Origin of the sequence: Xanthomonas sp. LF02-5 (assembly GCF_034105325.1) — a bacterium.
Classification (GTDB): Bacteria; Pseudomonadota; Gammaproteobacteria; order Xanthomonadales; family Xanthomonadaceae; genus Xanthomonas_A; species Xanthomonas_A sontii.
Genome location: NZ_JAXGGF010000001.1, coordinates 339136 through 351439, shown reverse-complemented (window position 1 = coordinate 351439; position 12304 = coordinate 339136). Strand labels below are relative to the sequence as shown.

Below are 12304 nucleotides of genomic sequence, written 5' to 3'. Positions count from 1 at the left end.
ACAACGCCCCACCCGCCGCACGGCACAGGGCCGTGCGGCGGGTGGCGACGTCCCGCGTGCGCAGGCGCCCGCTTCAGAACGTGTACTTCACGTTCAGCAGCGCGGTGCGGCCGGCATCGACGATGTCGGAGATCGCGGTGCTGTTGTGGCCCACGTGCGCCCAGTAGCTCAGGCGGTTGGTGAGGTTGGCCACCGACAGGTCGGCGCGCAGGTGCTCGTTGAAGGTGTAGCCCACGTGCAGGTCCACGCGGGTGATCGGCTTGACCCACAGGTCGTCCCAGGTGGCGCCGCGGTTGTAGTAGTCGTACACCGAGACGTACTCGCCGGAGTAGTGATAGGCCAGGTTCACCGACAGCGGGCCCTTCTCGTAGAACAGCTCGGCGTTGGCCATCAGGTCCGGCGCGTTCTGGATGCGCTCGTCGTGGAAGCCGTCCATGCCCAGGTCGACGCGGGTGGTCTGGCGGGTGACGTTGGCGCCGATGCCGAAGCCGTCCAGCGGTGCCGGCATGCCCTGCAGGGTCTGCCGCACCGCGGCCTCGACGCCGAGCACCTTGCCGTCGCCGCCGTTCTGCGGACGCACGTAGCGCACATTGCCGGCGCCGGTGCTGGTGCCGGCGTTGGCCGGATCCGAGCCGCTCTCGTAGATGTAGTCGGTCAGGCGCTTGTAGTAGCCGGCCAGCATCGCGTGGCCGCCGTGGCCGTTGTCCCACTCGCCGGACAGGTCGACGTTGAGCGACTTGATCGGCTTCAGGTCCGGATTGCCCTCGGTGATGACCGTGGTGCCGTCGCTGGAGACGTCGTAGTTGGCGCCGCCGCCGAGCTGCACCAGCGCCGGCCGGGTGTAGCTGGTCCACACCGAGGCGCGGTACACCGCATTGCCGTTGCCCGGGCGGTAGTTCAGGAACACGCTCGGCAGCGGCACGTCGTAGCTGGTGTGGTTGCTGCTGAAGAAGCCGGGCAGTTCGTTGCCGTTGGCGTCTTCGGGCATGGTCCAGAAGGTGTTGCGGATGCTGGTGTGCTCGAAGCGCACGCCCGGGATCACTTCCAGGTCGCCGCTGCGGAACGTGGCCATCGCATACGCCGAGGTCACCGCCTCGTCGCCACGCATGGTCGCGCAGTTCTGGTTGTTGATCGCCAGGCTCCCGCAGGTGTCGAAGCTGGCCGCGGTCAGATGCTGGGCGATCATCGCCTTCAGCCCGCCGTTGCTGAGCTTGACCGTCGGCCATGCGTACTTGCCCGGGTACACCGAGTCGTACTGGCCGACCACCAGGCCGGTGTCGCGCAGCAGGGTGCCGTCGGTGAACTTGCTGTTGGTCCAGTCGCGCGAGGTGAAGTCGCGGGAGCTGTCGACATACTTCACGCCGAACTGGATGTTGCTCAGCGCGCCCTGGTCGAAGTCGTAGCGCACGTCGAACTTGGCGCCGCCCTTGGTCTGGCCGCTGTAGGACTTGGTCAACTGGCCGTAGCGACGCGCATACAGGCTGCCGATGTCGCTGGCCTGGGCCTGCAGCGCCGGGGTCAGCAGCGGCTTGGGGAAGCCGTCGCCGTCGTAGCCGGAGAAGGTGCTGGCGCCGCCGTACGGGAACTGGGTGGAGGCGTACTGGTCCACGCGCGCGGAGATTTCCACGTGGTCCGGGCGATCATTGTCGCCGTAGCTGTAGAACAGGTTCGGCGACAGCGTCCAGTTGCCCAGTTGCTTGTCGGCGCCGAACTGGAAGGTGGCCAGGTCCGCCACTTCCGGGTTGGTCTCGTACCAGTAGCGCACCGCCACGCGGTTGATCTGCGGCTGGTACACGCCGGTGGTGCCGATCTGCACCAGGCTCACGTTGGCCGGCACCAGCTGGGTGTAGCCGGTGTTCTGCTCGGTCTTGGCGTAGGCGTAGGTGGCGCGCGCGTACAGCTGCAGGCTCGGGTCGACGTGCCAGTCGAAGGACACGTTGCCGCCGTAGCGCGTGGTATCGCCGGCGGAATAGCCGATGTTGGCGCCGGTGGCCATCAGCAGGTCCTGCGGATCGTAGCCGGGCGCCGGCTGGCCGCTGGCCGTGGTGCGCGAGAAGTACTTCTTGCCCCAGTCGCCACGCGAGGCGGCGGCGTTGGCCACTTCGCTGTTCACGTAGTGGCGCTCGTCGTAGTACGCGCTGGTGTACACGCCGAACTGGTTGTCGGCGCCGAACTTGGCGTGGAATTCGCCGGCCGCGCCCTTGCCCAGGCCGTCGTCGCCGTAGTCGCGCGCACGGCTTTCCATGCGCCCGCTGGCGGTGACGCTGCCACCCATCGCCTCGCTGTAGTCGAAGCCGCTGGGGGTGCGGTAATCGATGGTGCCGCCGATCGCGTCGCCGTCCATCGCCGCGGTGGAGGTCTTGTTCAACACGATGGTCTGCAGGCCCGACGGCGGCAGCAGGCTCAGCTGCACGCTGCGGCTGTAGGGCAGGCCCTGGGCGACGTTGACGCCGTTGATCAGGTTGACGTTGTACTCGGCGTTGAGGCCACGCACCGAGGCGAACATGCCCTCGCCGCGCGCGGCGCCGTCGACGCCGCCGAAGTACGACTGCCCGGTGTTGACCACGTTGACGCCCGGCAGCAGACCCAGCGCCTCGGCGATGTTGTGCACGGCGGTGTACTTCAGATCTTCGGCCGACAGCACGTTGGCCGTGTTGGTCGCGGCCATCTGCATGTCCGCGGCGTTGTAGCGGGTGACGGCGACGGTGATCTTGTCCAGGGTCTTGGCGCTGGCGTCGGACGCGGCGGTCTGCGTCTCCTGCGCATCCTGCGCCTGGGCCAAGGCCATCGGCGCGACACCGAGCAACGCGGCGGCGATCGCCAGTGACAGGCGTTTCTGAAGATGGATCGAGTGCGACATGAAAAATCCGAACGTAGGCGCGGCCAACGGAACGGGCCGCAGGCCGGGCATGGAGGGGAGAGAGGCCGAGATCGTGTTCGCGGCGGCGCGCATTGTTGGCAGGCGCGGCTGCAATTTGATGACAACGATGTCACCGCAGGTCGTCGACCGACGATTCGGCGCCTTTCCTGCGCAATTCGGCACAATTGAAACCATTCGCCGTGCCGTCTTGCGGCTGCGCCACCGATGGCAGCGCGACATCCTGGCCGCTTCCGTCGACGCGGCGGCCAACGCTCCAGCAGGCGATGCCTCGCCCAGCCCGTGGGGCGCATGAGGCGACAACGCAACCCAGCGGGCGCTCGACGAAGAACGCGCACAACCGCCCGTCACGGGCAGCGTCACCGCGTCGCGGCGGCGTCCACCTGCAATTGCGCATGCAGGATGCGGCGGATCTCCAGGATCGCCTGCGGCGTCTCCTGCACGCTGTGGCCGGAGGTGATCACCAGTTCGGAGACCGCGCCCGGCAGATGCGCGCTGCGGTACGGCACCAAGCCGTCGTCGGAGTCGGCCAGCGGCACCGCCGGATCGCGGCGGGCGATGATGGTGTGGTAGCGCACCGCCGACGAAATCGGCAGGTCCGCCGCCGCGCGCACGAACGGATCGGTGTCGCGCAGGTTGTCGATGCTGTTGGGCACGCGCATCGGCGCGCCGTCGGGGCCGTCGATCCCCTGCAGCAAGGTGTTCAAGCGATCGAGCAGCGTCACCGGCAGGCGCACCAGGCGCCCGGCCAGGCGGCCGAGGCGCCCTTCGGCGAAGGTGGTGCCGCGTTGCGGCGCGGCGATGAAGATGGCGCGGTCCACCTCCGGCAACGGCGCGAAGCGCAGCAGCGGCTGCAACTGCGCCAGCGCCTGCGGGTCCAGCGGGCGCCGGTCGCCGCGCGCGCCGATCAGGTCGTTCCACAGCGTGTCGCCGGAGTCGCTGACCAACAGGCGCCCGATCACCCCGCCCATGCTGTGGCCGATCAGGACCATGTGCTGCGAGGCCGGCGCCTGCCCCTGCGGGTCGAAATGGCGCAGGGTCTGCTGCACCAGCGTCTCGATCTGCGCGCGGTTCCAGGCGATCGGCATGTTGGTCGGATAGTAGACCTGCCAGATCTGGTAGTGGCGGCGCAGTTGTTCGTCGCCCATCAGTTCGTTGGCGACGTTGACCCAGGCCTCCGGACTGCTGGCCAGGCCGTGCAGCATCAGGATGATGCGTCGGTCCGGATCGTACGGCTGCATCAGGTACAGATGCGGCTGGTCGATGCCATCCTCGCGGCCGAGCATGGAGCGCAGCGACTGCCGCGCGAAGCCGGCACGGGCCAGCCACAGGCCATAGGCCGCAGTGAAGTTGGCCGCCAGTGGCAGGCGCTGGCCGTGCACCTCGACCTCGCCGTCGCGGTACGGATCGTAGGGCGCGACCACCACGCTGCGGGTGTCCAGCACCTGCGCCAGGCTGTCGCCGTCGAAGCGCAGCAGCACCGTGGTCGGCGCATACGGCATCTCGCTGAACGCCGGCGCGTGCGGGTTTGGCGTGGCCTTGGTGGCCGCCGCCGCGGTCGGGTCGCCGACCTTGGACGGTGCGATCTCCGCGACCAGTTCGGCGCCGAAGCCGTCGCGACGGTAGGTGCTGCGTAAGCCATCGAAGCGCAGCGTCGACGCCGGCAGCATCGCGTCCGGACGCGCCACGCCACCCGGCAGGCGGAAGCTGCCCATGTCCGCGCGCACCTGCCAGCCGGCCGTGCGCAGCGTGTCGTCGTCGTGCAACTCGCCGCTGGCGCTGCCGGCGCGCCAGCGCAGGAACAGCTCGCCGACCACCTGCTGCACTGCGTAGTTGTAGTAGTCGCGCACCTGGGTCTGCCGGTCCTCGAAGGCGCGCGCGCTGGCCGGGCGCTGGGTGTAGAACAGGTAGGCGTAGGCGTAGCGCGCGGCTTCCAGCCAGGCCTGCAGCGTCGCATCGTCCAGCGCCCTCGCCTGCCGCGGCGTGCGCACATTGGCCGCATGCACCCACAGCTCCGACAGGGTCGCCAGCCGCCGCTCCTGATCCAGCCCCTGCAATGCGCGCAGCTGCGTGGCGCAGGCCGGAACGTCGGCCTCGCAGGTCTTGGGATCGAGCGCGAGCACGCGCAACGTCTCCAGACTGGCATCGCTGAGTTTGCCGGTGCTGAGCACGTCGCCGCGCTGGGTGGCGATGTAGTCGGCAGCGCTGCGCGACTGCACGCTGACCATGGCGCAGCCGCTGCCGAGCAGCAGCCCGGCAGCCAGCAGCGCGGTGCCCGCGCACCGCGCAAGACGTAAGTACCGGGTCATGGCGCGACGGCGGGATCGTCGCCGGGAATGCCGGCGCGGATGCGCGTGGAGAAGTCGTCGCCAACGCCAGCCGCGCGCGCGCGTTCGCCGATGCGGCCGCGCGTGCGCAGCGTGGCCAGGCTGTAGCCGGGCACGAAGCCATGCTGCGCATAGACGTAGGACGGCAGGTAGCCGGACAGCAGCAGGCGCACATCGAGCGGCAGCGCGGGATCGAGCTTGCGCGCCAGTTCGAACACGATGGTGGTGCAGTTGCTGGTGGCGGTGTTGTAGAACCGCGGCGTGCGCTGCAGTTGCTGCGCCCGCGCCACGTAGCCCAGGAACAGCTGGCGCAGTTGCGCACGCGACAGGTTGAGCCGGTACAGATAGACGTCCTCGCCGCGCACGTTGCTGCGCACCGCCAGGATGTCGCGTTCGTCGGCGGCGACCATCACCTGCTCGAAGTTGCGGAAGAACCCGGCCAGCGCCGAGAACGCCTCGCCGCGCTCCTTGCGGATCTCCAGCGAGAACACCACGCGACGGCCGTCGTCGAAGCCGAACGAGACCAGCGTGTGGGCGATCGCCGGCCCCATCCAGTACGACAGCGCGAGGTCCGCCGAGGCCAGCCGCTCCAGGTCGTAACGGCGCGTCTCCCAGCGGGGGGTGTAGTCGTGGTCGCTGCGCCAGGCGAAATTGCGCACGTTGTGCAGGGTCACCACATGCCCGTCCACCTGCGGCTGCAGCAGTTGCGCGACATCGTCGGCCCAGTCGCGGTTCTGCTGCGGCTGCAGCGCCGACCAGCCCACCGCCATGCCGGCGCAGCCGACCGCGAACAGCAGCGGCAGCACGCGGTACTCGCGCGGATGCCGCAGGCCCCACAGCGCCGCGCCGCCCAAGGCGGCCCACAGCAGCGCCGAGCCGTAGCGCACCACCGCGCCGGTATGCGGCAGATAGCTCAGGAACAGCGCGCCCCACAGGCTGGCGCCGAGCACCGCCAGCATCGCCAGTGCGCGCGCCAGCCGCCATGGCCAGGCGCGTCGACGCGCGGCGCCGTCGGCGCTCACAACTCGGCCGCCGCCGCGGGCGTGGCCAGGGCGTGGCACAGCAGGCGGCAACAACGCTGCGCCAGCGCCTTGCGTTCGGCCTCGTCGCTGCCGCGCTGGCAGGCGCCGAGCATGTCCATCGCCAGGGCCAGGTCCTGCTCGCCCAGGTCCGCGCGGCACAGGCCGGCGGCGATGGCGCGCTGCAGGTACGGCAGCAGGATCGCCATCGCCCGCGTATGCGCCGCGGCGATCGTCGGATGCTCGCGCGGCATCGACCGCCAGTAGTCGGCCAGCGGCGCCGACATCGCGATGTGTTCGGCGACGTCGTACATCAGCAGGAACAGCCCGTCCGGCCGCGTGCCGATCTCGCGCGCGCAGCCCTCCAGGCCGTCCAGGCCGCGTTCCAGCAGCGCCGCCATCAACTCGGTGCGGTCGGCGAAATGGCGGTACAGGGTGGCGCGGCCGAGGCCGGCGCGCTCCACCACCAGTTCCAGCGGCGCCAGCACGCCGTGCTCGCAGAACACCTCGTCGGCGGCGTCCAGCAAAAGGCGGCGGCGGTGGGCGGTATCGGCTCGCATCTCCATGCGCGGCATTATCGGACAATTTTGTCCGCTTGCAAGCGGATCACGGCCGGCCGCCGCCGGTATCCACCGGCGGCGCCCTGGAAGCACCGGGCTCAGCCGGTGTTCTGCACGCCCTGGGCGACGCCGTTGACGCAGGCCACCAGCGCCCGCAGCAGGTCCTCGTCTTCGCCGTCGGTAGCGCGCCAGCGCTGCAGCAGGTCCACCTGCAGCACGCTGATGGGGTCGATGTACGGATTGCGCAGGCGGATCGACAAGGCCAGGCGCGGATCGTGCTGCAGCAGCGACGACTGCCCGGTCAGCGCCTTCACCCAGCCCTTGGTCAGCGCCAGTTCGTCGCGGATGCGCGGGAAGAAGCGCTCGTGCAGCGGCCCGGACAGGCGCGAGAACATCTCGGCGATGTTGAGGTCGCCCTTGGACAGGACCATGGCGATGTCGTCGAGGAAGGTGCGGAAGAACGGCCAGTCCGCGGCCATCGCGCGCAGCGCGTCCTCGTGTCCGGCATCCACCGCCGCCTGCAGGCCGCTGCCCACGCCGTACCAGCCCGGGATCACCGCGCGCGCCTGGCTCCAGGCGAATACCCAGGGAATCGCCCGCAGGTTGGACAGCGCCGCATCCTGGCCGAGCCGCCGCGACGGCCGCGAGCCCAGGGTCATGCGCTCGATCACGTCGATCGGCGTGGCCAGGCGGAAATAGCGCATGAACTCGGCATCGCCGACGAAGCCGCGGTACGCCTGGCTGCTGTGCTCGGCGACCAGGTCCATCACCGGCCGCCAGCCGGCCTCGCGCGCATCGGCCGCACGCGGGCGCAGGCTCGACAGCAGCACCGCGCCGGTCATCTGTTCGAGCGAACGCAGCGCAAGCGCGCGGATGCCGTACTTGCGGTGGATCACCTCGCCCTGCTCGGTCACGCGCAGGCGCCCGTCGACGCTGCCGCGCGGCGCCGCCTCCAGCGCGCGCGTGGTCTTGCCGCCGCCGCGCACGATCGAGCCGCCGCGGCCGTGGAAGAAGGTCAGGCGGATGCCCAGTTCGGCCGCCGCCTCCAGCAGCTCCACCTGCGCGCGCTGCAGGCCCCAGCGCGAGGCGGCGATGCCGCCGTCCTTGCCGCTGTCGGAATAGCCGAGCATCACCATCTGCACGTCGTCGCGCGCGGCCAGGTGGCGGCGGTAGACCGGATCGGCCAGCAGGTCGCGCAGGGTCGCGGTGCCGCCGCGCAGGTCGTCCACGGTCTCGAACAACGGCACGATGTCCAGCGGCACCGCGCCGTCGGCATCGACCAGGCCGCCGCGGCGCGCCAGCGCCAGCACGGTCAGCACGTCGGCGCGGTCGTGCGCCATCGAGATGATGTAGCTGCCCAGCGCATCGGCGCCGTGCCGAGCGCGCGCATCGGCGAGCGCGGCGAACACCGCGTCCAGCCGCGCATTGCTTTCGTCGTCGGCCGCCGGCAGCGCCTGTTCGCCGCTGGCGTAGGGGCCGAGCAGGCCTGCGCGCGCTTCCACCGCGCGCGCGTCCCAGTCCTGCGTGTCCAGCGCGGCGGCGACCGCGCGTGCATGCACGCTGGACTCCTGGCGCACGTCCAGCCGCGCCAGGTGAAAGCCGAAGCTGCGCACCCGCCACAGCAGGCGCCGCACCGCGAACCAGCCGGCGTGCAGGCCCTTGTTGGCCTGCAGGCTGTCCAGGATCAACTGCAGATCGCTTTCCAGTTCGGCCGGCGCGGCATAGGCACCGGGCGCATCGTCCAGGGTCGCCTGCAGGCGCGCGCGCATCAGATCGTTGAGCAGGCGGTACGGCATGTCGCCATGGCGCGGGCGCGAGCGCGCCGCGGCTTCCGGCAGCAGTTGCCGGTAACGCTCCAGTTGCTCCAGCAGCGGCGCGCTGACCGCGACCAGGGTGGTCGATTGGCTGAGCAGGCTGGCGAGCTGCCACAGTTCCTTCAGATAGCGCTCCAGCACCGCACGCCGCTGCGCGTCGAGGGTGGCGGTGATGGTGGCGGCATCGACGTTGGGATTGCCGTCCATGTCGCCGCCGACCCAGGTGCCGAAGCGCAGCAGCCGCGGCAGGCTCAGCGCCTGCCCGTAGGTCTGCTCGATGGCGTGCTCCAGGGTCTCGTACATCACCGGGATCACCCGGTACAGCACCTGGGTCAGGTAGAAACCGACATGCTCGCGCTCGTCCTCCACGGTGGGACGCACCGGCGAGGAATCGGCGGTCTGCCACGAGGCGGTCAGCGCCATGCGGAAGCGCGCCGCGTCGGTGGCGCGCTCGCCCGGGGTGCGCAGGCCGTCGAGGTTGTCGACCAGGCTGGCCACCATCAACTGTTCCTTCTCCAGCAGCGCACGCCGCACCGCCTCGGTCGGGTGCGCGGTGAACACCGGCTCGACGTCGATGCGCGGCAGCCAGTCGCGCAGTTCGTCGATGCCGACGCCCTGCGCCTTGAGCCGGCGCAAGGCGTCGAGCAGGCCGTCCGGCTGCGGCGTGTCGGCGCTGCTGCGCTGGTAGTCGCGGCGGCGGCGGATGCGGTGCACGCGCTCGGCGATGTTGACCACCTGGAAATAGGTGCTGAAGGCGCGCACCAGCGCTTCGGCATCGCGCGGTGCGCGGCCGGCGAGTTGCTCGCTCAGCGAGGACAGCGGCGCGGCGCGCTCGCGGCGCGCGATCGCGGTGGTGCGGATGCGTTCGATCTCGTCGAGGAACTGCGCCGAGACCTGTTCGGCGAGCAGGTCGCCCACCAGGGCGCCGAGGCGGCGCACGTCGTCGCGCAGGGGAAGGTCGGGGGTGGCGAAGACGATGCTGCTGCGGGACTCGTTCATCGGGAAACGCATGGCTCGGCAGTGGGGGCGCCGCAAGCCTAACCGAAAAGGGATCGCGTTCCCGTCGGCCGCGCGACGGTTTCAAAGCGAACCATTTGCACTGCACAGCAGCGCCCTGCGCCACGGCGGCACGCACGTGCGGCCGTGGCGCAGGCGCGGCTCAGCGCGGCGTGGCGCCTGCCGCAGCCGGCATGGACGTCGGCGTGGGCGCAGGTCCCAGATAGGTGCGCAGCCAGCGCTCGCTCTCGGCCAGCATCTGCAGCACCGACTCGCGCGCGCGGTAGGCATGCGCCTCGTTGGGCAGCATCACCAGCCGCGCGGTGCCACCGTTGCCCTTGATCGCCGCGTACATGCGCTCGCTCTGGATCGGGAAGGTGCCGGAGTTGTTGTCCTCGGCACCGTGGATCAACAGCAGCGGATCCTTGATCCGGTCGGCGTAGTTGAACGGCGACATCGCCTGGTACACCGGCTGCGCCTGCCAGTAGGTGCGCTCCTCGGACTGGAAGCCGAACGGGGTCAGCGAGCGGTTGTAGGCGCCGCTGCGGGCGATGCCGGCCTTGAACAGGCGCGTGTGCGCGAGCAGGTTGGCGGTCATGAAAGCGCCGTAGGAATGCCCGCCGATGGCGATGCGGTTGCGATCGGCGACGCCGCGCCGCACCACCTCGTCCACCGCCGCCTGCGCATCGGCGACCAGTTGCTCGACGTAGGTGTCGTTGGGTTCGCGCGCACCCTCGCCGACGATCGGCATCGACGGATCGTTGAGCACCGCATAACCCAGCGCCAGGAACGCCTGCGGGCCCCAGTAGCCGATCGCGTTGAAGCGGTACGGCGAATCGGTGACCTGGCTGGCGGCGTCGGCGGATTTGAACTCGCCCGGGTAGGCCCACATCAGCATCGGCAGCGGGCCGTCGCGCTTGGCGTCGTAGCCCGGCGGCAGCAGCAGGGTCGCGGTCAGCTCCACCCCGTCCTTGCGCCGATAGCGGATCTGCTCCTTGTGCACGTCGCGCAACTGCGGCGTGGGATGGGTGAAATGGGTCAGCGCCACCGGCTCCGCGTTCGCAGCGTCGAGCCGGTAGAAATTGCGCGGCTCCCGCGGCGTTTCGCGGGTGATCAGCAGGCGCTGGCCACTGGCGTCGAGCAAGGCCTGCGGCACCGCGTAATACGGCGCCTGCGACTGGAACAGGCGCGTGCTTTTCCGCGTGTCCAGATCGTAGCGATCCAGGAACGGCCGATCGCCCTGCGGGGAGGCGCCTTCGCCGCGCAGGAACAGGCTGTGGCCGTCGGCGGCGATCAACAGGCGCGGGTTGCCGGCCGCATCGCGCTCCGTCACCGGCGTGCCCGGATCCGCGTAGCGGTCCTCCTGCGAACGCTCTACCAGCAGCTGCGGCGCCTGCGCGGGATGGTCCGGGGCCACACGCCATTGTCTGGTCTGGCGCGTCTTCCACCAGAACTCGTCGATCAGCGCCAGGTCGCCGCGGCCCCAGGCGATGCCGGCGAAGCGCGACTGCAGGCGCGCCAGCGTCACCGGCGGTGTCTTGAACGGCGCCGCCTGCAGCAGCACCGCGTCGCGCACCGCCGCTTCGCGCGCGGGGTCGCCGCCGTCCTGGGCCTCGGCCCAGACCAGGGTGGCCGGCGCGTCGCTGCGCCAGTCGATGTCGCGCACGCCGGTGCGCACCGCATCGTTGCCGGTCGGCAGGCCTTCCACCAGCGGCAGCTGCGCCACTGTGTGCACCGGCTTGCCGGCGCGGTCCAGCACCTCGATGGTGCGCGGGAAGCCACTGGCCGGCACCAGGTAGGAGAACGGCCGCTGCAGGCGCTGCGCCAGCAGATAACGGCCGTCCGGCGACGGCGCCAGCGACAGATACAGGTCGGGAGACGCGATGCGCTGCATCCGCCCGTCGACGTCGACCAGCGCCGGCTGCGCGCGTAGTTGATCGTCGAACTGGCGCGCGTCGGCCTCGTTCTTCAGCAGGTCCTGGTAGGTGCGCAAGGCGGTGGCCCCGCCACCGGCGGTCTGCTGCACTGCCGGCCCGGTCGGCACCGCGTCGGCGGGTGGCGCCGCGCCCTGCGCCTGCGGCTGCAGCAACACCAGCAGTTGGCGGCTGTCGGGCATCCACGCATAGCCCTCGCCGGACACCGTGTTGAGCCGCTCGGCGACACGTCGCGCCCGCCGCGCGGCGATGTCCACCACCCACAGTTCGTTGGCGCCGCTGCGCCCGTCGACCTGGTTGAAGGCCAGATGCCGCTGGTCCGGTGCCCAGGCCATGCCGGCGATCGACAGCGGCGACGGCAAGCCTTCGATCTGCAGCTCGCTGCCGTCGGCGATGCGCAGCAGCCACAGCTTGTCGCCGAAGGCGAAGCGGCTCTGCGAGCGGGTGCGCGGATGGATGCGCAGCCCGGCCAGCTTGAGTTCCGGCTGCGCGACCTGGGCGATGCCGGGCAGCGCAGGCAACTGCAGCATCGCCGCCAGATCGCGCCGCGGGCTCAGCGACAGCTGCGGCGGTCGCGGCGCATCGACGATGGCCTGCAGTGGCGCCGAAGGCAGTTGGTAGCCGCTGTCCGCAGGATCGGCGGCAGCCGCCGCCGCGGGTGCCGGGGCCGCGTTGGCGGCGGCGCTGCCGGCCGCGGCCAGGGCCGCGCACAGCAGGCCGCAGACCGGCCTGGCGACACGGCGGCGCCCACGCACTGTGATCTGGTTCATTTCTCC

Annotated in this window: 7 protein-coding genes; 1 reads left to right on the top strand and 6 read right to left on the bottom strand. The window is 70.6% G+C overall.

What is annotated here, in order from left to right; translation table 11 throughout:
- Nucleotides 1-73: 73 nt before the first annotated feature.
- A complete protein-coding gene (locus tag SLW52_RS01500; RefSeq protein ID WP_267085454.1) occupies nucleotides 74-2860 on the bottom strand; it encodes a TonB-dependent receptor in 2787 nt (928 codons plus the stop codon).
- Between SLW52_RS01500 and SLW52_RS01495 the strand changes: the two genes are divergently transcribed.
- Entirely contained in the window at nucleotides 2859-3173 is a 315-nt protein-coding gene (locus tag SLW52_RS01495; RefSeq protein WP_152235564.1) for a hypothetical protein, read from the top strand. The two genes, SLW52_RS01500 and SLW52_RS01495, sit on opposite strands and share 2 nt — an antisense overlap.
- 64 nt (nucleotides 3174-3237) lie before the next feature.
- Here SLW52_RS01495 and SLW52_RS01490 read toward each other — a convergent pair whose 3' ends face one another.
- The 5 genes from SLW52_RS01490 to SLW52_RS01470 all read right to left on the bottom strand — a co-directional run bounded on the left by SLW52_RS01490 (nucleotide 3238) and on the right by SLW52_RS01470 (nucleotide 12298).
- Nucleotides 3238-5187: an alpha/beta hydrolase gene (locus SLW52_RS01490; RefSeq protein WP_267103619.1), complete on the bottom strand. Its 1950-nt coding sequence runs from the start codon at nucleotides 5185-5187 to the stop codon at nucleotides 3238-3240.
- Nucleotides 5184-6164: a DUF4105 domain-containing protein gene (locus SLW52_RS01485; protein ID WP_267094131.1), complete on the bottom strand. Its 981-nt coding sequence runs from the start codon at nucleotides 6162-6164 to the stop codon at nucleotides 5184-5186. The genes SLW52_RS01490 and SLW52_RS01485 overlap by 4 nt, the downstream gene beginning before the upstream one ends.
- 59 nt (nucleotides 6165-6223) lie before the next feature.
- Nucleotides 6224-6799: a TetR/AcrR family transcriptional regulator gene (locus SLW52_RS01480; protein WP_152235562.1), complete on the bottom strand. Its 576-nt coding sequence runs from the start codon at nucleotides 6797-6799 to the stop codon at nucleotides 6224-6226.
- A gap of 83 nt (nucleotides 6800-6882) precedes the next feature.
- The gene (gene ppc / locus SLW52_RS01475; protein ID WP_267103863.1) at nucleotides 6883-9597 is read right to left on the bottom strand and encodes a phosphoenolpyruvate carboxylase; all 2715 of its coding nucleotides are present in this window, start codon (nucleotides 9595-9597) and stop codon (nucleotides 6883-6885) included.
- A 160-nt stretch (nucleotides 9598-9757) separates the two neighbouring features.
- Nucleotides 9758-12298: a prolyl oligopeptidase family serine peptidase gene (locus SLW52_RS01470; protein ID WP_320739587.1), complete on the bottom strand. Its 2541-nt coding sequence runs from the start codon at nucleotides 12296-12298 to the stop codon at nucleotides 9758-9760.
- Between the last annotated feature and the right edge of the window lie 6 nt (nucleotides 12299-12304).